Genomic DNA, 21,121 nt, shown 5'->3' with positions numbered 1-21,121 from the left:
CCTGTGTTGGATCAGTACTTCCAGCCGGAATGGATCGCCACGACGCCGCCGGTGAGGCGCTCGAAGCCCGTGCGGCGGAAACCCGCGGCGCGGATCATGCGCTCGAATTCCTCGGCCGGCGGGAACTTGCGGATCGACTCCACGAGGTAACGGTAGGGCTCGGCGTCCCCGGCGACCAGCTTGCCGACCGTCGGAATCACGTTGAACGAATAGGCCTCGTAGATCTTGTCGAGGCCCGGCACGTTGACCTGCGAGAATTCGAGGCAGAGGAAGCGCCCGCCGGGCTTGAGGACGCGATAGGCCTCCTCGAGCGCCACCTGGATGCGCGGCACGTTACGGATGCCGAAAGCGATGGTGTAGGCGTCGAAATGCGCGTCCGGGAAGGGCAGGGACTCGGCGTTGGCCTGCACGAAGTCGAGCTTGCCCTCGATCCCGCGCTCACGGGCCCGGTCGCGGCCGACCTCCAGCATGTCGCCATTGATGTCGAGGACGACGATCTCGGCGTCGGCGGCCGAATTCCGCGCGATGCGGAAGGCGACGTCGCCCGTGCCTCCGGCGACGTCGAGATGCCGGAAACCCTTGCGGTTGCGCGCATTGACCTTGCCCGCGAAAGTGTCCTTCCAGAGCCGGTGCAGGCCGCCGGACATGAGGTCGTTCATGACGTCGTAGCGGCGCGCGACCTTGTGGAAGACGTCGTCCACGAGGTGCTGCTTTTCGGAAAGCGGAACCTCGGAGTAGCCGAAATGGGTCGAACCCTCTCGGTTTGAACGGGAATCGGTCATCTAACGCTCGCATGGAATGGAAAGACGGGGGACGGTATAGCCTCTTGCGGCGGCGATGGCTATGGGCGGGGCGTCAGGCGCTCCGCTTAAGGAGCGCGGCGCTGAAGGCGAGGAAATCGTCCAACCTCCCGGTGATGATCGCGGTGACGATGGGCAGGACCAAAGCCCGGCAGTCGTGGACCGCAATAACGCGAAAACCGACCGTCTTGCGCATGTTTTCCGCGAGTTCGGGCGCGATCCGGCCGCCATCGGCCAGCAGCGTGAAGACGTCGCGGGCGCTCTGCGGGACGCCCAGCCGTTCGCGGCGCACGACATGTTGCCCGATGTCCAGCGCCGCCTCGCAGGCGCGCTGAATATTGAGAATAGCGGCGTCCTGACGGGTGAAGTCCGCCGCGAAGCTGTCCGGTCCCGCCTCGCCGCTCGCCATGCTGCCGAAAAGATATATCGCGAGCGCGTCGGGAAATCGGCGGCGCAGATGGGCGACGAGGGTCGTTTCGTTCAGCTTTTCCAGCCGCCTCTCGCGATTTTTCAGGAGAAGGATTATAGCGCGCGGACGCGGCGCGGCCAAAGCGCCGCGCAGGAAGCCCATCCGATGCCCGAACTGCCCGAGGTCGAAACCGTGCGGCGCGGACTTGCCCCCGCCCTCGTCGGCGCGCGGATCCTGCGCGTCGAGCAGCGGCGCGGCGATCTGCGCTTTCCCTTCCCGCCGGACTTCGCGCGGCGCCTTGGGGGAAGGCGCATTCTCGACCTGCGTCGGCGGGCCAAATATCTCATCGCCGATCTCGACGCCGACGAGGCGCTCGTGATGCATCTGGGCATGAGCGGGTCCTTCCGCATCGACGAGGAGGCCCCCGGCCGCTTTCACCATCCGCGCGACAAGAGCGCCGCGCATGACCATGTCGTTTTTCATCTCGATAACGGAAGGCGCGTCACCTACAACGACCCGCGCCGCTTCGGCTTCATGCTGCTTGTTCCCGCGGGCGACCTCGACGCGCACAAGCTCTTTCGAGGCGTCGGCGTCGAGCCGCTGGGCGGGGATCTGGACGCCGCGATGCTCGCCAACGCCTTTCGGGGCCGCAAGGCGCCGGTGAAGGCGTTGCTACTGGATCAGCGCCTCGTCGCGGGCCTCGGCAATATCTATGTCTGCGAGGCCCTCCATCGCGCCCGTGTCTCGCCGCTCGCGGCGGCGGGAACGCTCGTCACTGCGACGGGAAAGCCGGGCGCGGCGCTGGCGCGGCTGCCGAAGGCGATCAAGGATGTTCTTGCCGACGCACTCCGGGCCGGCGGCTCCTCGCTGCGGGACCATCGCCAGGCGGACGGCTCGCTCGGCTATTTCCAGCACAGCTTCCGTGTCTACGATCGCGAGGGCGCCGCCTGTCCCACGCCCGGCTGCAAGGGGACCGTCGCCCGCGTCACACAATCGGGGCGCTCGACCTTCTATTGCCCGCGCTGCCAGAAGTAACGCCTTGCGGGGGGCGCCGCCGCGGGCGTAGAAACGCTCATGTCTTCGCTATCCAGCGCGCCCCGGCCGACGCTTTCGGTTCAGGGCCTCGCCAAGAGTTACGGCAATCGCAACGTCGTCGGTCCGCTCGATTTCTCGCTCGCCCCCGGCTCCGTGACGGGGCTTCTCGGCGGCAACGGCGCGGGCAAGACCACAACCATCGGCATGATCATGGGGCTGATCGAGCCGAGCGCCGGTTCGATCCGCGTCTTCGGCCATGACATGGCGCGCGACCGTTACAGCGCGCTTGGCCGCATGAATTTCGAAAGCCCTTATGTCGATCTGCCGCATCGCCTCACCGTGCGGCAGAATTTGCGCGTCTTCGGCCTGCTCTATGACGTTCCCGACATAGAGCCGAAGATCGAGGAGCTTGCCGACGCGCTGGCGCTGCGCGATTTTCTCGACCGCCAGACAGGGAAGCTTTCAGCCGGGCAAAAGACGCGCGTCTCCATCGCCAAGGCGCTGATCAATGATCCGCAACTGCTGCTCCTCGACGAGCCGACGGCTTCGCTCGACCCCGACACGGCGGACTGGGTGCGGTCGCGTCTCGAGACGCATCGCCATACGCACAATTGCGCGATCCTGCTCGCCTCGCACAATATGGGCGAGGTCGAGCGCCTTTGCGATCGCGTGCTGATGCTGAAACAGGGGGTGCTCGTCGACGACGATTCGCCGTCGAACCTTCTCGCGCGCTATGGCCGCGACAATCTCGAGGAGGTCTTTCTCGACGTCGCGCGCGGGCGCGTGGGCGGAGTTTCCGAATGATCGGCGACTTCTCGTTCAAGCGCGTCGGCGCGATGGTGCTGCGCTACACATATCTGCTGCGCGCGTCCTGGGCGCGCGTGCTCGACATCATCTACTGGCCGGCGATCCAGCTGCTCACCTGGGGGTTCCTGCAAACCTATCTCGTGCGCGCCGGCGCGCTCACCGAAACGGGCGGCGCCGCGCAGGCGGCGGGCACGCTGATCGGGGCCATTCTCCTGTGGGATATTCTGCTGCGCGGCCAGCAGGGCTTCTGCTTCTCCTTCATCGAGGAGATGTGGTCGCGCAATCTGCCCAATATTCTCATGAGCCCCTTGCGGCCGGTCGAATTCGTCGCCTCGCTCATCGCCATGAGCCTCATTCGCCTCGTCGTCGGCGTGTTCCCGGTCACCATCATGGCGATCGTCTTTTTCGGGTTCAATCTGTGGGCGCTGGGCGTCGCCTTCGCCGCCTTCTTCGTCGTGCTCATGCTTTTCGCCTGGAGCATCGGCCTGTTCGTGTCGGGCGCGCTGCTGCGCTTCGGCGTCGGCGCGGAAAATCTCATCTGGTCGATGATGTTCTTCGTGCAGCCGCTCGGAGCCGTCTATTATCCGGTTTCGACGCTGCCGCAGTGGCTGCAGCCGTTCTCCTGGATGCTGCCGCCGACCTATGTGTTCGAGGGGATGCGCGCCGCGCTGATCGAACATGTCATACGCTGGGATCTCATGGCTCAGGGTTTTGCGCTCGATATCTTCATGTTCGCCGCCGCCTCCTTCGCCTTCGCGCGTTTTCTCAAGAGCGCGCGGCGGGCGGGCACGCTGTTGCAGTCGGGCGAGTGATGAACGCGAAGCGCACCGACGCGGCGCTTCACGAGCGCGGATTTTTTGAAAGCCGCGCCAAGGCGCGCGAGGCGATCGAGGCGGGGCTCGTCACCGTAAATGGCCGCGTCGTGACGAAACCTTCCGCGCCGATCGCGGATGATGCGGAGATCGTCGCGGCCGCGCCTTACCCATGGGTGTCGCGCGGCGGCGTGAAGCTCGCGCATGCGCTGGACGCTTTCGGCGTCGATGTCACGGATCGCTTCTGTCTCGACGTCGGCGCCTCCACGGGGGGCTTCACGGATGTGTTGCTGTCGCGCGGCGCGCGCCATGTCGTCGCGGTAGACGTCGGGCGCGATCAATTGCACGAAAGACTTCGGCGCGATCCGCGCGTGACGTCGCTCGAAGCGCAGGATGCGCGCAACCTGACGCCGGCGCAGCTTGGCGAATCGCCGAGCCTAGTCGTGATGGACGCGAGCTTCATTTCATTATCCGCCTTGCTGCCGCATGCGCTGTCGCTCGCGGCGCCGGCCGCCGATCTCGTCGCGCTGATCAAGCCGCAATTCGAGGCGGGACGCGGCGCCGTGAAGAAGGGCGTCGTGCGCGACGAGAAGATTCATGCGGAAGTCTGCGCGCGCGTGCGCACGGAGATAGAAGCGCTGGGCTGGCGCTCGCTGGGCGTCGTCGCTTCGCCGATCGAAGGCGGCGACGGCAATCGCGAGTTTCTCATTCACGCGGCGCGCAAATGAAGCAATTATTCATCGAACGGCTCGGTCATCGCGGCGAGGGCGTCTCGCGCGATGGCGACAGGCGCGTCTTCGTTCCCTATGCGCTCGCAGGCGAAACGGTGGCGGCCGAGATCGCTGGCGATCATGCCTGCCTTCTGGAAATCATCGAGCCTTCGCCCGATCGCATTGCGCCGATCTGTCCTTGTTACACCCATTGCGGCGGATGCGCGGTGCAGGCGCTGGCGTCCGAAGCCTATGCGCAGTGGAAGCGCGGACTTGTCGAAGCCGCTCTGCGCAACGCCGGGCTCTCGCTCGACCTCGGCCCTCTCGTCGACGCGCATGGCGCGGGACGCCGGCGCGCGACCTTTCACGCGCGCATGGACAGGGGTCGCGCGCGCGTCGGCTTCATGGCGGCGCGCTCGCATGAGATCATCGAGATCGACGCCTGTCCGCTGCTCGCGCCGGAGCTCGCGGGAGCGCTGTCCGCGGCGCGCGCCCTTGCGCAAATTCTTGCGGCGCGGGGCAAGCCCCTCGATCTGTGGTTCACGGCGACGCTCGACGGCATGGACGTCGATCTTCGCGGCGCCGGACCGCTCGAGGAGCATGAAACGGGGGCGCTGATCGCGGCGGCGGAAAGACATGATCTCGCCCGTCTCTCCAATCACGGGCGTCTCGTCACGCTGCGGCGTCCGCCGATGATCGCCGTCGGCGCCGCGCGCGTTCCACTTCCGCCGGGCGCTTTCCTGCAGGCGACGCAGGCCGGAGAAGCGGCGATTGCTGCGCGCGTCGTGGAGGCGGCGACGGGCGCAAGGCGCGTCGCCGATCTGTTCTGCGGCGTCGGCGCCTTTGCGTTGCGCCTTGCGGAAAATGCGCGCGTCGCAGCTTACGACAGCGCGGCCGACGCGGTTGAAGCCATGATGGCGGGCGCGCGCGGCGCGACGGGGCTGCGTCCGCTCGAAGGCGCCGCACGCGATCTCTTCACGCGCCCGCTCACCGCGCAGGAGCTCGCGCCCTTCGACGTCGTCGTCTTCGATCCTCCGCGCGCCGGCGCGCTGGCGCAGGCGAAGGAGCTGGCGCAATCGAAGGTCAACACGGTCATCGCAGTGTCTTGCAGTGCACAAAGTTTCGCGCGGGACGCTTCAATTTTGCTCAGCGGCGGATATTCCGCGCGCAATCTCACGCCCATTGACCAATTCCGCTTCTCTCCCCATGTCGAAATAGTTGCGGTGTTTTCCCGTGAGACGGCCCGCGGCGGCGCTAAGCGGCGTCTTCTCGGCTGACTTGCTTAAGACCCGGGTAAGTTTGCTGTGCCGAGAATGTCACACGGGAGGTGAAAGAATTGGAATTTTCGGACCCCATTGCAAAGCCTGTTGCCGACTGGAAAAAACAGGCATAGGATTTGCGAGATGGTCCAGCGTAACCGGAAATCCAAGTGGTTTTCGAGAACTGGAAGGAGATGGTCATGATGAATGCGCTTATCGCCGCAACATTGTGCAGTGTCATCCTCGCAAGCGCGCCCGTTGCGGCCCGCGCTTACGTCTATGCCCGCAAGAAAGATGCGAGAGCCCGTCGTCGTCACTACTAAGGGCATGTCAAAAAAAGGGCGCCTATACTGACTCTCTCGTCTGATTGGTCTGACGCGCCCGAATTGCCCGATCGCCTTGCGGCGATCGTCGGCAGGACCGCCGTAATCGATGAACCGGCGGCCATGGACGCGTTTATGTCCGAACCGCGCGACCTGTATCGTGGCCGCGCCCGTTGTGTCGTCAAACCGAAAGATGCGCTGGAAGTCGCGCAAGTGCTTTCGCTCTGCAATGCGCATGGCGTCGGCGTCGTGCCGCAGGGCGGCAACACCGGACTAGTCGGCGGACAGACGCCTGATTCGAGCGGCCGGCAAATCCTGCTCTCCCTGCAAAGACTGGATCGTATTCGCGACGTCGATCCGCGTTCGGACGCGATGACGCTTGAAGCGGGCGTCACTCTGGCTCGGGCGCAGGACGCGGCGGAATCGGTCGATCGCTATTTTCCGCTGTCGCTCGCGTCCGAAGGAAGTTGCACCATCGGCGGCAATCTCGCCACCAACGCCGGCGGCGTGCATGTGCTGGCCTATGGCGCGGCGCGTGACCTCGCGCTCGGCGTGGAGGTCGCGCTCGCCGACGGGCGACTGCTGTCCACACTCGGCAAATTGCGCAAGGACAATACGGGCTATGACCTGACGCGGCTCTTCGTCGGCTCGGAGGGCACGCTTGGCGTCATCACCGCCGCGACGCTGAAGCTTTTCCCGCGCCCGCGTTCGCGCGCGGTCGCTTTTCTGGGCGTGAGCGATCCCGCGCAGGCGCTGTCGCTGCTGGGTTTCGTGAAGGAGCGCGCCGGTCCGGGCCTGCACGCCTTCGAACTCGTCCCCCGAATCGGCATGGACCTCGTGCTGCGCCATATTCCCGGCGCGCGCGATCCGCTCAGTGCTGTTCACCCGTGGTATGCTCTCGTCGAAATCGCTGGCTTCGCCGAGGGAGAAGCGGAACGCATCGCCGCCGCGACGCTCTCGCAGGCGATCGACGAGGGCTTCGCGCTCGACGCCGCCATCGCCCAGTCCCTCGATCAGGCGGCTGCGCTCTGGCGACTGCGGGAGAGCATGTCGGACGCGCAGAAGCGCGAGGGCGGCTCGATCAAGCACGACATTTCCGTGCCTGTCGACCGCATTCCCGAATTCATTGCGGAAGCCGGACGGCGCATCGCCGCGCATTTTCCTCAGGCGCGGCCGGTTCCCTTCGGCCACATGGGCGACGGCAATATTCATTACAACGTCTCGCAGCCCGTCGGCGGCGACAAGGCGGCCTTCCTCGCCCGCTGGGACGAGATGAATGAAATCGTGCACGGCCTCGTGCATGAATTCGGCGGCTCCATTTCCGCCGAGCATGGCATTGGCCGGATGAAGCGCGATCTGCTGGCGCGGGTGAAAGACCCTGTCGCGCTCGACGTGATGCGCGCGCTGAAGGCGGCGCTCGACCCGCGGGGCGTATTGAATCCGGGCAAGCTCCTGTAAACTTCAGTCGAGCAGGGAGCGCCGCAAGGGCTCCTGCAATCGGGGTCCGTCTGTCGACGCCTTGTTGATTTCGGGTCCAATCTCGAAAAACGTCAGAACGTCGTCGGCTGCGGGCTTCAGCAATTCGGCGGCCTCATTGGCGCGAATCTCGTCGCAGTCGAGCCAGGCGGAAAAATCGGCGGGCTCGATGATCGCCGGCATGCGGTCGTGAATGGCGGCCGTCGCGCCATTGGCGGCGGTGGTGAGGACGCAAGCGGTGTCGATTTCGGAGCCGTCAGCGCCGGACCAGGTCTCCCAGAGTCCCGCAAGCCCCATCGGCGCTCCGTCCGCTCGGCGGAAAAGATAGGGCCGGCGCTCGACCTTGCGTCCGGCGCCGAGCTTCAGCCACTCGTAATAGGCGTCGGCCGGAACAAGGCAGCGGCGCCGCTTCATCGCGGCCCTGAAACTTGCTTTCCCGACGACTGTCTCTGACCGCGCATTGATGATGAGGGGAAAGTCGCGAATGTCCTTAACGAAACCGGGCAGGAAGCCCCAGCGCGCCAGGTGAAAATGACGACGCCGCTCGCCGCCGGGCTCGCGCGTGAGCGTCACGATGGGGATAGGCTGGGTCGGCGCGATATTGTAACGCGGCGGAAAATTGGGGTTTTCCTCATAGGCGAAGAGGGCGCGCAACGCTTCCGGCGCCGAAGTGAGAGCATATCTTCCGCACATGTCGCTTATCCCGGAGAAGCGTCGCAGCCTCGCCCGCTCGCGCGGAAACCCCGTGAATTTCTACAATTGCGCGAGGTCAGGCGGAGGGCGCCATCAAGGATTTATTATGAGATTACCGGCAAGGTGACACTAGCATTTGGTGAGAACTCATGAATCTGGACGTGCAACTCATCGAGCCGACGCAGACGCGCGAAAAAGCGGTCGAGGAGTTGCAGTCGAAGACGCTCGTCAATCCGGTCTCGGGTCTCGCCAACGACTATCTCAACCTTTTCAATGAACTGGTCATGATACTGGAGCAGATTCCGCAGATGCCGGAGCTGCTCGAGGACCTGTGCGCCTGGCGGCCGGTCAGCTATCAGGAATATTTCCGCAAGTCGAAGCTCGCGGGCCGCCATTCGGCGCTCTCCGCCTATGAGCAGCTGAGCCCCTCGTTCCGGCGGCGATTCGAGACCTTCGTGGCCGAACTCGACGTCATTGCGCTCGCGAGCGTCGCCTCGGTCCGGCTGCATTTCCGAAATGGCGTGCCGCAGGACATGGAGCGGGTGACGAACACCTGCATGCGCGCGGGCGAAAAAATGCGAATTATCCTTATCCGCGCCTCCCGCCTCGTCAATTACGCCAATCTAGAAGGCTGACCGCAACTACTTCGGCCGCGAAAAAAATGCCGCCAGGCGCTCACGCGCCTGCGGCGAGGACAGGGCCCTTGCAAACAGCGCCGCCTCTTCCTCGATGCGCGCGAGAATTTCGGCCGGATCTCCGCGCATCAGGCGGCGTGCAGCGAGTAGGGCCTCGGCGGGCTTTCGGGCGAGACGCCGCGCCGCCTCCATCGCCGTCGCGTCGACCGCCTCCGGCGGCGCAAGGCTGTTGACGACGCCGAGCCGAAACGCCTCTTCGCCGGTAAAAGCTTCTCCCAGAAGGAGAAATTGCGACGCCCGGGCCATGCCGACACGGCGCGGGACGAGAAGACTCGCCGCCGCTTCCGGCACGAGGCCGAGGTCGATGAAGGGCATGCGAAGACGGGCGTCGGGGCTGGCGTAGACCAGATCGCAGTGAAAGAGCATGGTCGTCCCGACCCCGACCGCATCGCCCGTCACGGCGGCGACCATGGGCTTTTCGAAGGACGCGAGGGCGCGCACGAAGGCGAGCGCCGGAAAATCCTGAGGGTTTTCGAGAAAATCGCGGAAGTCGGCGAGATCGTTGCCGGCGGTGAAATCCGCCGCCGCGCTGGTGAAGACCACGACGCGGACGTCCATGTCGCTGCGCGCCGCCTCAAGCGCGCCGATCATCGCGCGATACATCTCGCGGTCGAGGGCGTTTTTCTTGTCGGGGCGGTCAAGCACGAGACGCAGGACGCCATCCGCGCGGGAAACTTGAACTTTGTCGGACATGGGCGGCCTCCGGCGATGCGCCGAAGCAGGGCGCGTCGGTCAGAGCATAAACGAAAAGCCTGTGGCGCGCCTGTGTGAGAGTTTTCGGACGCAGAGGGAGCCGGGGACGGGGCGCTTCTCAGCGAATGAACCCCGGAAACCGCTTTCGGGTCTGGCGCTTCGCCTTTCTCGCGGCGCCGCCGCAATTCGACGGATCAGCGGCGGCGGAGGGGCAAGTCGCGCTGGTCGCGGTGAAATCGATTTCCTCGCGCGCGGGGCGCTTCGCCATCTCCGCCACGGGCGCCGTTGGGGTCGTAGCTTTCCGTTTTGCGACCGAGGCGACGATATTGGCCGCATTGGCCGCGCCGGATGGCGGCCGTCCCCACAACTGAGCCTTGTAGGCAAGGAGGGGAGTGGAGAAAAGAACAAGCGCGCTCAATAACTTGCGTGTCCGTGCGTCACGTTTCGCGCGGGCCCGGGCGGAGAAAACGGCCCGGGAGCCCGGGGTCGGCTCAGCGGCCGGCGCCTTCCTCACGCGAAATTCCTCCGAGATTTCAAAATGAAGCAAAGCCGCGCTCCCAAACGAGGTTAACAATTCAAATAATTGTATACCGGCGGGAGCTTAACCTTTATTTACCGCTCGGATTCGACTTCTTCCGGGGCTTCGAAGCCCGTCACAAGACACGCCCGCCCTTGCCTTGCCCCGAGGAAAATATTAATGAAGCATGATGCATGCGTCTGGCCTAAATCCGCCCGGAGGCGCATCTTGGTCTATGCTGTTCCCCGATTCGAAGTCTGCGAGTGAGGCGGCTGAGAATGGACGATATCGTCAGATGGCTCGTGGGAGACCCTTTTCGGCGCGGCCAAAGCTTCCTGAACGGGCTTGAACAGCGTTTTCTGCAAGAGATCGTGCGGGACCTTCCCCACTGGGTCACGCCCTCGCACTTGTCGCTTTTCGGCGCAAGCGCCGCGGCGATCGTTGCGGGAGCGCTTTTCGGCGCGAATAGCTACCCTTGGCTGATCTGGCTCATTCCGGCGGCCATGACGATGAATTGGCTCGGGCTTTCGCTCGATCTCCCGCTCGCCCGGTTGAACGGCGCGGAGTTGCCGCGGGCGGGGATGGCGCATCATCTCGCTGAGCTGTTTTCGCACCTGCTCATCATTCTCGCCTATGGATTCTCGCCCTATCTGACCTTTCGTTCGGCGACGATCATCCTGGTCTGCTATCTTCTGTTTTCGTCCTACACATATATTCGCGCCGCGACCCGGCACGTCGAACAGATGGCCTATATCGGCATCGGCGTGACGGAGTTCCGCGTCCTTCTGGCGCTCTGGCCCTTCATTGCGGTGGCGCTCGGCGTGCCGGAGAGTCTCGACGACCGGTTGCCCGCGATCGACGTCGCGATCATGGCGCTGGGCTTCTTCACCGTGATCGGCCTCGTCGCCAAGCTTTTCCTCGACGGCCGAAAGATCGCTGCGGCGTCGGGGCGGGAGGACTGACGCTCCCCGCCGCGCGGCCGGAAAGCGCGATCGTGGCGCTCGGGGCGCGCTAAAATCCTCGAGTGCGACATTTCTTGCCGGAACCTTTTTGCGGGGCGTGAATTGTCCCCGTATGCGCTCCTTTCTCGCCACGATCCTGTTTCTTGCCGCCACGCTCCAGGCGGCGGGGGCGGGCGCGACGGATCGTCCGGAGGGGGGCAATTTTTCGCTCTCCTACGAGACCTCGCCGGGCGAGGCATGGCGGGCGCGCGTCGAGCGGGCGCGGTTGCGCTACGAGGCCTTTGCGGCTCGCGCCTATCAGGACTATCTCGCCCATTCCAGCGCGGCCGATCGGCGCGCCTTGGCTCCGCAAGCGGCGGAGCAGACCCTTCGCTCGATCCTCGGCGATCCGACATTGCGCAAAAACGACATCTACGTTTCCGAGGACGGGGTGCTGGTATTCCGCGGCGCTCCCGGTTCATTCCATCAGGCGGCCGATTTTGCGCCCATGCCCGCCAGGCGCGCAGAGGCGTTATCGCTAAAAATTGACGTAAGAATGAAATAACCTTTTTTCTACGATAGGTGGAAAAGCCAGCGAATCTGCAATCGCGCCCCGGTCGATTTGTGGCATATTGGCCACAGAAACCGACGAATGACCTCTCTGTATCTCATTGACGGCTCACGACAATAGAAAGGCGGGGCGGCATCGGTTAGATTGCGCCGTTCATTCGGGGCCGTGGCGAAGTTAAGTTGGAGCGACATTGAAAACCACCCATCTCATTCGCCTCAAGCGCCTTGCCGTCTTCGCGGTCGCTGCGATTCTGGGCGGCTGCGGCATGTTTCCGGCCAGCGGCCCGTCCCGCGACGCGTTCGTGAAGAGCGTTTACTCGCCGGCCGAGGAAGGCCAGCCGCCTTTCGCCTTTGTCGAAATCAACAGTTTCTCCCTCGACGTTCTTGCCCGTCGCGCGCCGCCGACCCTGCATGGATTGTTCGGCGACTACCGCCCGCCTGTCTCCCCGGTCATCGGCGTGGGCGACGCCATTCAGATCACGGTGTGGGAGGCCGCAGGGGGCGGGCTCTTCTCCGCAGCCGACGCCGGCCATGTGAATCCCGGGTCGCGCGCGTCCAGCATCCCCAATCAGATCGTCGCGCGGGATGGTTCCGTGACCGTGCCCTACGCTGGACGAATCCAGGTCGGCGGCAAGACCCAGCAGCAGGTCGAGGCGGCGATCGTCGAGCGCCTCCGGGGCAAGGCCATTGAACCGCAGGCCCTCGTCACGGTCGCCCAAAACGTGAGCAACACTGCGACGGTTACAGGCGAGGTCGCCAATGGCGCCCGCGTGCCGCTCTCCCAGCGCGGTGACCGAATCATGGACGTGATCGCGGCGGCCGGCGGCTATCGCTCGCCGGTGCATGAGACCTACGTCACCCTGACCCGCGGGAATCGCTCGGCGCGCGCGCCCATTCAGGCCCTGCTGACGAACCCCAGGGAAGATATCTATGTCCGGCCGGGCGATATCCTCACCATCGAGCGCACGCCTCCGACCTTTACGGTCGCCGGCGCGACGGGTCAGAATTCCGTCCTGACCTTCGACGCGCGCGGTCTCAGCCTCGAGGAGGCGATTGGCAAGGCGGGCGGCCTCATGGACAGCCGCGCTGATCCGGACGGCGTCTTCATTCTTCGCTACGAGCCGTCGAGCGTGGTTCGGGAATTTCCGAACGTGGCCCCGAATTTGCTGAAAGCTCAACAGGTTCCGGTGGCCTATCACCTGAACATGCGTGATCCGTCCGCTATGTTCGCGGCGCGCCGCTTCGCGATCCGGGACAAGGACATTGTCTATGTGTCGAACGCGGCCATCGCCGAGATCGGAAAGCTGATGCAGCTCGTGCAGATGATGTCGCAGCCGGCGATCCAGGGCGCTCTCGTCAGCCGTTATCTGAACTGAAAACGCTCGGCTTGAGACAAGTTGAAGAAAAACAGTGAACTGCAAAGCTAGAGGAGACACAAAAAATGTGTCTACGAGGCAATAATTTCTTGACCATGGGTCGGGCGAGAGGCAAAGTCGAAAAGAACTCCGGTGCGGAAGTCTGCGAAGCGACTGCCGCCGTTTTTTCGATCGAGACATCTCTTTGCCGATATGATCGACGGCTGGTTCGATTTCATGCGTTGTTCCAGGAGAGGGCGTCGTGGCCAACGTAAGAATCAACGATAGTTTTCTGGCTATCGCAGAGCGCGCCGCCCTTGCGGCGCTGGTCCGCAGGTTGCCGAGCTTCGTTACCCCGGACCATCTGACAGGGATCGGCCTGCTCGGGGCCGTGCTGACGGCCGCAGGCTTTGTCGCCTGCTGGTGGTCGAACTGGTTTCTTGTCGCTGTCGTCTTCGGTCTGTTCCTCAACTGGTTCGGCGATTCGCTCGATGGGACGCTGGCGCGCTACCGAAAGATCGAGCGCCCCCATTACGGCTATTTCGTCGACCATTCTGCCGATCTAATCGCGCAGACGCTCATAGTCGTCGGCCTTGGGGCTTCCCCCTTCTTTACGGTCGCGTCGTCGCTTCTCGTGCTCTCGCTCTATCTGCTGATGAGCTCCTACACCTATCTTCGTGTCGTGACCGAAAGCATTCATCGCCTGTCCTATGGCGGCATGGGCGCGACCGAGTTCCGAATTCTCGTCGCCTGCTGGGCGCTGTTCGCGGGCTGGTTCGGGCCGGGGATCACGACCGGCCGGATCATGTCCTTCGTGGCGCTCGATGTCGTGATCGGCGCCCTGTCCGCCTGCACCTTCCTCATCTTCGTCTTCATCGTCCGGAACGATCTGGCTCGCATGCAGCGCGACGAACTCAGCGCCGAAGACAAAAAGAAAGCTTCAGCAAAAGCCCCGACGCGTGACGAGAACGCGCATTTCGAAATGGCGAAGCAGGATCTCGCGGAGCCGGCGCCCCAATAATTTCAAATCTTGTCATAGCCGCCGCACTCAAAATAGCGGACATGCGTCGTTTCCCGTAAAACCATGTTTGCAAGCTGTTTGCAAAACGGCCAAGCTGGCCCAATTTCCGGTCCTGTTCTATGCATGGTCTTGGTGTTGTGAAGGCGCCATAGTCCTTCGAAACAGCTGTGGCGCTCTGGAAGAATGAATCCCAACGATCGAGCTCTTGTAACCGGCGCAAGCGGATTTATCGGCGGAGCGGTCGTCAGGCTGCTGCTTCGAAAAGGTTACCGGGTGCGCGTTCTCGTCCGCCCGCGCAGCCGGCGTGACAATATTCCGCCTGAATGCGAAATAATCGAAGGCGACATAACGGATCGCGACAGCGTCCGCCGCGCCATGGCGGATGTCCGCTTCCTCTTCCACCTCGCCGCCAACTACCGCCTTTGGGCGCCGGACCCGACGCCCGTGATGGCGGTCAATGTCGGCGGGACCGAGACCGTGATGCGGGAGGCGTTGCGGTCTGGCGTGGAGCGAATTGTCCACACCAGCAGCGTTGCGACGCTGGCGCCGGACAATGACGGCGTCTGTACCGAAGTGAGCCGTTTGCCGCCCGAAAAGGCGATCGGCGCCTATAAGCGGAGCAAGATTCTCTCCGAGCGGATCGTCGAGGAGTTGATTGAGAAGGAGGGCCTGCCGGCGGTGATCGTCTGCCCCTCGGCGCCCCTGGGGCCCGGAGATCTGAGGCCGACGCCGACCGGGCGAATCGTTTCCGAGGCGCTGCGCGGCGGCATGCCGGCCTATGTGGAGACGGGGCTGAATATCGTTCACGTCGACGATGTGGCCGCCGGTCAGTTCGCGGCTCTCGAACGTGGCGTTATTGGCGAGCGCTATATTCTCGGCGGCGAGAACTTGACTTTGCGTGATCTCCTGACCGAGATTTCCCGCATCACCGGGCGGCCCGGGCCACGCTTCCGGGTGCCCTATGCCCCGCTCATCCCTCTCGCCTATGCGAATGAATGGGCGGCGCGCCTGACGGGATCGGAGCCGTTCCTCAATCGTGAGAGCCTGCGTCTTTCCGAGACCCGCATGTTTTTCGACGACAGCAAGGCTCGCGCCGAACTTGGTTACGAGACCCGGCCAGCCGAGGCCGCGATCGAGGACGCCGTGCGCTGGTTTCGTGATTCGGGCGGCCGGAAGGGGTAAGCGCGCGGCCATGACCCGATCGCGCATGGTCCTGGCCCTCCTCCTCGGCGTCGCGGCGACGCCGTCGCTTGCGCAGGGGTTCACCCATTGCGCTCCGCCTTTCCGCCCCCCCTGTATCGACACGGCAGAGACGGAGAAGGAAATCGCCGCCTGCGAGGCCGAGATGCAGGCCTATATCGCCACCGTTTTCAAATATCGCGCCTGCATCGACGCCGAGAGCCAAAGGGCGGTTCGCGACGCAAATGACGCGATCGAGACGTGGAAATGCCAGTCCGGGCAGTTGAAATGTCGTTGACGCCTCAACGAAACCTCCCCGTCGTCTACGACGTCACGCGACTCGTCACGCGCGCGCTCAACCCTTCGCCGAACGGCATCGACCGAATTGATTTCGCGCTCGCGCGGCATTTTCTTTCGACGCCGGGCGCCGGCGCGCTCATCTGCACGGCGCTTGGTCCGCGCCTCACCGACGCCGCCAGGGCGCTAGAGACGGTGCGGGCGATCGAATCATACTGGCGAGAAGACGGCGATCCCGCGCAGGACGCCGTCTACCGATCGATCGTCGCGGCGCTGAAATCCGCGGACAGCGCGAGCGCCGCGCAGGTCCGGCTGGAACGCAGGCCGGGTTTCGAGCGCGTCGCGCGCAACTGGCGCGCCATGCGCGACTGGGCGTTTCATCTCGGCCGGCCGCTCGCGGAGGTTCCGCGGGGCGCGATCTATCTCAACGCCACGCAGTTTCTGCTCGACCGGCCGTGGTATGTGCGCTGGCTCGACGCGCGGCCCGACGTGAAGCCCGTCTGCGTCGTCTATGATCTGCTGCCAGTCGATTTCCCGGAGTTTTTCCGCCCCATCGAGGCGACGCTTCATCCGCGCCGCAACCGCAACATCTGCCGCTTCGCTTCGGGCGTCGTCGTCAGCGCGGAGGATGTCGCCCGACGACTTGCAGCCTTCGCCGCCGAAAACGGCCGCGCCGACCTTCCGATATGCGTCACGCGCCTGCCGGTCTCGCCCATTTTCGAGACACAGCTCGCGCCCCCCGAGGAACTCGCGGGCGTCGATTTTTTCGTCGTCTGCGGCACGATCGAGCCGCGCAAGAACCATCTGCTGCTGCTCAATGTCTGGCGCGAACTCGTGAGGAAAGGCGCGGCGCCGAAGCTCGTCGTCGTCGGCAAGCGCGGCTGGCTCAATGAAGCGGTTATCGACATGATGGCGCGCAGCCCCGCCTTGCGCGCCCATGTGATCGAGGCCGGCGGCCTTTCGACGCCGGGCCTGCGCCGTCTCATGGGAGGCGCCCGCGCGCTGTTGATGCCCTCCTTCGGCGAGGGCTTCGGCCTGCCGGTCGCGGAGGCGCTGATCGCGGGCGTGCCCGTGATCGCCTCGAATCTCGACGTGTTTCGCGAGGTGGGAGGCGACGCGCCCGACTACCTCGATCCTCTCGACGGACTGGGCTGGATGCAGGCGATTCGCGACTACGCTGCGCCCGATTCGCCGCGCCGCGCGGCGACGATGGCGCGGATGAAGGCGACGAAGATCGCCAATAACCCGGACGGCTTCATCGAATCGATCGAGCGCTTTCTGGCGACCCTGTGAGTCAGTAGCCGGTCATTTCCAGATAGCCTTCGCCATTCTGCGAGCCGCTGAATGAAATCGGCCCTTCCCAATAGGGAAAATTCGTCCCCATCCAGCTGAGCGCATTGAGCGGCGTCGTCGCTATGTCGAGGCCGCGGCTCTTGACCTTCACGCGCCAGCGCGTCGGGACGCTGCGCTCGCCGATCGCGGTCTGCGCGAGCGGCTCCAGGGAAATATCGTTGGCGGCGAGCAGATGCGTCTCGCCATCCGCCGCGATCCAGTTTCCCAGCAGAAAGAGCCGCGCGCCGCGCATCCGGTACAGCATCAGCTTTTCGCCGCCCGCAAGATGCAGGGAAAGCCAGTCCCAGCCTTTCTGGTCGGACGCAAGCGGCTGGCTGCTCCATTCCCGGTCCATCCAGGCGCGGCCCGTGACTTTCACCGCGCGGCCGCGCAGGGAAAGCGTTCCGCCGACCGTGAAGAACGGCTGGCTGTAATAATACGAAGCCTGCCCGCTCTCCGATTTGCGGCTGTAGCCGCCTTCGCCCTGCAGCACGAAAGGCGCGTCGCTTTTCAGTTCGAGGTCGTAGGAGAATTGCGGCGCGCGCGCCAGAACGCGCGCTCGCGTAAAGGCTTCATCCGGCGCCTCGAAGGACCAGTCGTCGATATGGGCGTGAAATGGCGCGGCGATCACCTCGGCCTGACCGACGCCGCCCCGCGCGAATTTCTGCGCGAAAACATGCTCCTCCGCGCTCGTCGCGGCCGCATGCGCCATCCATATGTTGCGGTCGTCCCAGCCGTCGCCGGAACCGGGTTCGAGCGCATGGCGAAACAACGTCCATTGCACGCCATATGAGGCGCCGTCGTCCCCCTTCAGATTGGCGGTCAGATACCACCATTCATTGCGGAAACGCGGATGCGCGCCGTGATCCTTCGGAAAGAGGAGCGCCGTTCCCGGATGCGGAAGTTCGAAACCCGGCGCGCCCGAACGCAATCCGTCGAAGACCTGCGCCTGCGCGGGAAGAGGCAGAAGCGCGGCGAGCAACAGGACGGTCCTACCTTTCATTGGCGAAGACCTTCAGCAATTCCGCAGGCGCGCTTCGCGCAAGCCGCGCGACGGGCGCAATAGCGGCGAGGAGGGCGGTGAGCAGCGCAACGACGAACACCTGCGCCCATTGCGCCGGAAAGACATGCATCGGCAGGCGCCAGCCGAAAGCCGCGACATTGACGATTGCGACCAGCGCCCATGTCATGAAGAGGCCGAGCGGAATGGCGAGCGCCGCGGCGCCGGCGGAAAATAGCAGAATGCGCAGCAGCTCCAGGGCCGCGAGGCGGCGCCGGGTCACGCCCACCGCCCAGACCGGCGCGATCTGCGCGAGGCGCAAATTGCTCAGCGTCAGAAGGCTCGCGAAAAGCGCGATGGCCGAAACGATCAGGGTGAGCGTATTGAGCGCGGCGGTGACGGTGAAGGTGCGCTCGAAAATGTCGGTCGAGATTTTCTTGACCTCGGCGTTGTCGACGATGCGCGCGATTTTCGCGCCGAAGCGCGCCTGCATGTCCTCCATTACCGCAGCGATCTTTCCGGGCGCGACGCGAAGGCTGTAGTGAACGCCGGAAGCGTCGGAAAAATGTTGCGCGAGACGCGCGTGATCCACGCGCAGCTGGCCTTTCGGATTGCCATAGTCGGGAAAGACGCCGACGATCCTCGCGCGCCAGTTTTCGTTCGGCGTCGGAATGTCGATCGTTTCGCCCAGCGAGACGCCGAGCCGGCGCGCAAGCTGCTCGCTGATCATCACGGCGTCTTCGTCGCGCAGCGCGCGCCAGGCGTCCTGTCGAGAGTCGATCAACGGAAAATGCGCGGCATAGGTTTCATGCGGCGCCATTCCCATCACCTCGACCGGCCAATCGGCGATGCGAGTCTTCGTTCGCCACACGGGAAGGATCGCGGCGACTTCCGGCCGACCGCGCGCCCAGTCCTCGATTTCGCGCGCGTCGGCCGGCGTCGCGGCCTCGTAATAGATTTCCGCGACAAGCCGTTCGTCGAGCCAGGCCGTGAAGGTCCGGCGAAACCCTTCGACCATGCCGCCGACGCCGATATTCGTCGCGAGCGCCAATAGCAGCGCCATCAACGCGAGCGAGAGCCCGGCGATCTCCTGTCGCCCGTCGGCGAAGAACCAGCGCGCCAGCGGATGGCGCGCGAGCCTTTCGCCGAGGCGCAGCAGGGCGGCGAGCGCGACCGGCAGCAGCAGGGCGACGCCGAGCAGGGCGAATGCGATGACCGCGAAGCCCGCTTCGAGCGTGTCGGCGCTGCGCCACGCAAGCACAGCTGCAATCAGCGAAAGCGTCGCCAAGGCTCCCTGCCGGCGCAGATAACGATGATGCGCCTCGCGCCAGGCGATGGGCCGCGCGACGGAGAGCACGGGCAGGCGCAGGGTCTTGGAAAGGCCGCTCCCAGCAGCGAGCGTCGCGCCGGCCCCGGCCATGGCGAAACCCGACAGCCACCAGCGCGCGTCGAGCGCGAGGCGCCCCGAGACCTGCGCGCCATAGAGCCCTTCGAGACTTGCGGCGACGTCCGGCAACAGCGCGGCGGCGATGAAATAGCCGCAGATCAACCCCGCGCCGCCGGCGAGCAGTGTGAAGACGAGAAGCTCGATCAGCATCGCCGCGATCAGCCCGTGCGCCGGGACGCCAAGCGCGCGCAGGGTGCGCACCATCGGAAGGCGCTGCTCGTAAGCGAGACCGAACGAGGCGTTCACGATGAAAAAGCCGACGAGAAAGGCGAGAAGGCCGAAGGCTGTGAGATTGAGATGGAAACTGTCGGTCAGGCGGGAGAGGTCGCTTTCCTCGTCGGGTTCGACAATTCGCAGCGCGTCGCCCGCGATCTCGCCGAGTCTCGCCGCGTCGACCCTCGTCTCGCCATCGACGATGAGACGCGAGAGCCGTTGCGCCCTGTCGAGCGCCTTTTGCGCGGCGCCGATGTCAACCACGATGGCGCCGGGCGGCGCCTCCTCCATCGCGACCAGCGGCGGCAGCGTGAACCCGCGCTCCGTCGTGACCCGCGCGCCTTCATCGAGACGCAGATCGCGCAGCGTTTGATTCGAGGCGAAACTGCGTCCCTCGCCACTGAGAATATTCGTCGCTTCCTTTGTTTCGCGCAAAGGCGCGAGCGTCGACGCCATCGGCAGGGTCAGCGGCTCGACGCCGATCAGGCGAAAGTTTTTTTCATTCACCCGCGCGGCGCCCTCGAGCGCCGGCGAGACTTTCACGCCCGCGCGACGCAGCTTGACGAAAAGCTCCTGCGCGAACAGCCCGCCGCGCACGGCGACGAGATTTTGCGTTCCGCCGCCTGTGAAAACCGCCGCCGCGCTGTCGTAGCTCCTGCGCGCCTGCGCGTTCAGCGCCTGCACGCCGCTCCACAACGCCGTCGCGACGGCGAGGCCGACCACGAGCGTCGCGAGATTGGCGGGATGCCGGCGCCAGTGGCTCAGCAGCGCGGCGAGCGTCCAGAGCGTCTGCCTCATGACGAAGCGAGCGTCCCCGCCACAAGCGTCTCCCGACGCTCGAGCCTTTGCGCAAGGCGCGCGCTGTGCGTAACCATCAGAAAGGCGCAGCCGGTCTCTTCAACGAGTTCGAGCGCCAGCGCCAGGACGTCGTCGCCCGCAGCCTCGTCGAGATTGCCGGTAGGCTCATCGGCAAGCAGCAGTTTGGGCCGCACGGCCAGCGCGCGGCCAATGGCGACGCGCTGCTGCTGGCCGCCGGAGAGCTGCTCGGGGTAGCGCGCGAGAAGCTTTTCGAGACCGAGCCGCCGCGTCAGAGCCTCCTGCCATGCGGGATCGTAGCGCCCCGCGAGCCGCGCCTGAAAGGCGAGGTTTTCGGAGACCGTGAGGCTCGCGACAAGATTGAACTGCTGAAAGACGACGCCGATCGTTTCGCGCCGCAGCGCCGCGCGTTCGGTTTCGGAAAGGCGCGTGATGTCGACGCCGTCGAGGATGATCTCGCCGTCGTCCGCGTCGTCGAGCGCGCCGACGAGATGCAGCAGCGTGCTCTTGCCGCTGCCCGACTCGCCCATCAGCGCGAGGGTCTCTCCCGCCTCCAGCGAAATATCCACGCCGCGCAACACGGGGAGCGGACCTTGAGGCGTGGGGTAGGATTTTCTCAGGCCCTTTACGCGCAGAAGCTTTGAGTGACTTGAGACGGACGGCCGCGCTTTCCCGCCGGCGACGATGGTCAAAACTGTGGCCTTCTTCTTTGTTTTCATAC

23 protein-coding genes are annotated in these 21,121 nt (G+C 64.8%); 16 read left to right on the top strand and 7 right to left on the bottom strand.

Annotated elements, in window-relative coordinates; all coding sequences use genetic code 11:
* Positions 1-11: 11 nt before the first annotated feature.
* Positions 12-782 (bottom strand): bifunctional demethylmenaquinone methyltransferase/2-methoxy-6-polyprenyl-1,4-benzoquinol methylase UbiE, encoded by a 771-nt coding sequence (gene ubiE, locus LG047_RS08320; protein WP_036283745.1) that lies wholly within the window; start codon positions 780-782, stop codon positions 12-14.
* A gap of 73 nt (positions 783-855) precedes the next feature.
* Complete coding sequence (locus LG047_RS08315) at positions 856-1,371, bottom strand: HepT-like ribonuclease domain-containing protein (protein ID WP_227966266.1); 516 nt, start codon at positions 1,369-1,371, stop codon at positions 856-858.
* A gap of 3 nt (positions 1,372-1,374) precedes the next feature.
* On the opposite strand from LG047_RS08315, the gene mutM reads away from it, so the two are divergent.
* The 7 genes from mutM to LG047_RS08280 all read left to right on the top strand — a co-directional run bounded on the left by mutM (position 1,375) and on the right by LG047_RS08280 (position 7,613).
* Positions 1,375-2,244, top strand: coding sequence for a bifunctional DNA-formamidopyrimidine glycosylase/DNA-(apurinic or apyrimidinic site) lyase (mutM, locus tag LG047_RS08310; protein ID WP_227966265.1), 870 nt, complete (start codon positions 1,375-1,377; stop codon positions 2,242-2,244).
* A 39-nt stretch (positions 2,245-2,283) separates the two neighbouring features.
* Positions 2,284-3,048, top strand: a complete 765-nt coding sequence (locus LG047_RS08305) for an ABC transporter ATP-binding protein (protein ID WP_227966264.1) — start codon at positions 2,284-2,286, stop codon at positions 3,046-3,048.
* Entirely contained in the window at positions 3,045-3,863 is an 819-nt protein-coding gene (locus LG047_RS08300) for an ABC transporter permease (protein WP_084679102.1), read from the top strand. Before LG047_RS08305 ends, LG047_RS08300 begins: the two co-directional genes overlap by 4 nt.
* Positions 3,863-4,591 carry a TlyA family RNA methyltransferase gene (locus tag LG047_RS08295; RefSeq protein ID WP_227966263.1) on the top strand — a complete coding sequence of 243 codons (729 nt, stop codon included), beginning with the start codon at positions 3,863-3,865 and terminating at the stop codon, positions 4,589-4,591. The genes LG047_RS08300 and LG047_RS08295 overlap by 1 nt, the downstream gene beginning before the upstream one ends.
* The gene (locus LG047_RS08290; RefSeq protein ID WP_227966262.1) at positions 4,588-5,850 is read left to right on the top strand and encodes a class I SAM-dependent RNA methyltransferase; all 1,263 of its coding nucleotides are present in this window, start codon (positions 4,588-4,590) and stop codon (positions 5,848-5,850) included. Before LG047_RS08295 ends, LG047_RS08290 begins: the two co-directional genes overlap by 4 nt.
* A gap of 152 nt (positions 5,851-6,002) precedes the next feature.
* Positions 6,003-6,155 carry a hypothetical protein gene (locus LG047_RS08285; RefSeq protein ID WP_210162337.1) on the top strand — a complete coding sequence of 51 codons (153 nt, stop codon included), beginning with the start codon at positions 6,003-6,005 and terminating at the stop codon, positions 6,153-6,155.
* 135 nt (positions 6,156-6,290) lie between these two features.
* Complete coding sequence (locus LG047_RS08280; protein WP_227966261.1) at positions 6,291-7,613, top strand: FAD-binding oxidoreductase; 1,323 nt, start codon at positions 6,291-6,293, stop codon at positions 7,611-7,613.
* Between the two features lie 3 nt (positions 7,614-7,616).
* Here LG047_RS08280 and LG047_RS08275 read toward each other — a convergent pair whose 3' ends face one another.
* Positions 7,617-8,324: an SOS response-associated peptidase gene (locus LG047_RS08275; RefSeq protein ID WP_227966260.1), complete on the bottom strand. Its 708-nt coding sequence runs from the start codon at positions 8,322-8,324 to the stop codon at positions 7,617-7,619.
* A 149-nt stretch (positions 8,325-8,473) separates the two neighbouring features.
* On the opposite strand from LG047_RS08275, the gene LG047_RS08270 reads away from it, so the two are divergent.
* Positions 8,474-8,959 carry a hypothetical protein gene (locus LG047_RS08270; protein WP_036283726.1) on the top strand — a complete coding sequence of 162 codons (486 nt, stop codon included), beginning with the start codon at positions 8,474-8,476 and terminating at the stop codon, positions 8,957-8,959.
* Between the two features lie 6 nt (positions 8,960-8,965).
* Here the strand turns inward: LG047_RS08270 and LG047_RS08265 are convergent, their stop codons facing one another.
* On the bottom strand, positions 8,966-9,712 hold the full coding sequence (locus LG047_RS08265; RefSeq protein ID WP_227966259.1) for an enoyl-CoA hydratase-related protein: 747 nt from the start codon (positions 9,710-9,712) through the stop codon (positions 8,966-8,968).
* A gap of 125 nt (positions 9,713-9,837) precedes the next feature.
* Here LG047_RS08265 and LG047_RS08260 point away from each other — a divergent pair, with 125 nt between their 5' ends.
* From LG047_RS08260 to LG047_RS08225, 8 genes are all read left to right on the top strand, one after another.
* Positions 9,838-10,083 (top strand): hypothetical protein, encoded by a 246-nt coding sequence (locus LG047_RS08260; protein ID WP_227966258.1) that lies wholly within the window; start codon positions 9,838-9,840, stop codon positions 10,081-10,083.
* A 424-nt stretch (positions 10,084-10,507) separates the two neighbouring features.
* On the top strand, positions 10,508-11,191 hold the full coding sequence (locus tag LG047_RS08255) for a hypothetical protein (RefSeq protein ID WP_227966257.1): 684 nt from the start codon (positions 10,508-10,510) through the stop codon (positions 11,189-11,191).
* A 112-nt stretch (positions 11,192-11,303) separates the two neighbouring features.
* Positions 11,304-11,735: a hypothetical protein gene (locus tag LG047_RS08250; RefSeq protein ID WP_227966256.1), complete on the top strand. Its 432-nt coding sequence runs from the start codon at positions 11,304-11,306 to the stop codon at positions 11,733-11,735.
* 196 nt (positions 11,736-11,931) lie between these two features.
* Entirely contained in the window at positions 11,932-13,116 is a 1,185-nt protein-coding gene (locus LG047_RS08245) for a polysaccharide biosynthesis/export family protein (protein WP_227966255.1), read from the top strand.
* 241 nt (positions 13,117-13,357) lie between these two features.
* Positions 13,358-14,116: a CDP-alcohol phosphatidyltransferase family protein gene (locus tag LG047_RS08240; RefSeq protein ID WP_227966254.1), complete on the top strand. Its 759-nt coding sequence runs from the start codon at positions 13,358-13,360 to the stop codon at positions 14,114-14,116.
* A gap of 183 nt (positions 14,117-14,299) precedes the next feature.
* Entirely contained in the window at positions 14,300-15,298 is a 999-nt protein-coding gene (hpnA, locus tag LG047_RS08235; protein WP_227966253.1) for a hopanoid-associated sugar epimerase, read from the top strand.
* A gap of 10 nt (positions 15,299-15,308) precedes the next feature.
* A complete protein-coding gene (locus tag LG047_RS08230) occupies positions 15,309-15,593 on the top strand; it encodes a hypothetical protein (RefSeq protein ID WP_227966252.1) in 285 nt (94 codons plus the stop codon).
* Positions 15,584-16,885, top strand: a complete 1,302-nt coding sequence (locus LG047_RS08225; protein WP_227966251.1) for a glycosyltransferase family 1 protein — start codon at positions 15,584-15,586, stop codon at positions 16,883-16,885. The genes LG047_RS08230 and LG047_RS08225 overlap by 10 nt, the downstream gene beginning before the upstream one ends.
* Before the next feature lies 1 nt (position 16,886).
* Here LG047_RS08225 and LG047_RS08220 read toward each other — a convergent pair whose 3' ends face one another.
* From LG047_RS08220 to LG047_RS08210, 3 genes are read right to left on the bottom strand one after another with little or no spacing between them, the layout of a single operon-like run.
* Complete coding sequence (locus LG047_RS08220; RefSeq protein ID WP_227966250.1) at positions 16,887-17,927, bottom strand: lipocalin-like domain-containing protein; 1,041 nt, start codon at positions 17,925-17,927, stop codon at positions 16,887-16,889.
* Positions 17,917-20,382 (bottom strand): ABC transporter permease, encoded by a 2,466-nt coding sequence (locus LG047_RS08215; RefSeq protein WP_227966249.1) that lies wholly within the window; start codon positions 20,380-20,382, stop codon positions 17,917-17,919. Before LG047_RS08215 ends, LG047_RS08220 begins: the two co-directional genes overlap by 11 nt.
* Positions 20,379-21,119: an ABC transporter ATP-binding protein gene (locus tag LG047_RS08210; RefSeq protein ID WP_227966248.1), complete on the bottom strand. Its 741-nt coding sequence runs from the start codon at positions 21,117-21,119 to the stop codon at positions 20,379-20,381. The genes LG047_RS08215 and LG047_RS08210 overlap by 4 nt, the downstream gene beginning before the upstream one ends.
* Positions 21,120-21,121: the final 2 nt, after the last annotated feature.

Source organism: Methylocystis sp. WRRC1 (assembly GCF_020733155.1).
Lineage (GTDB): Bacteria > Pseudomonadota > Alphaproteobacteria > Rhizobiales > Beijerinckiaceae > Methylocystis.
Note: the sequence above shows the minus strand (reverse complement) of the source record. Positions and strands in the feature narration are given on the sequence as shown.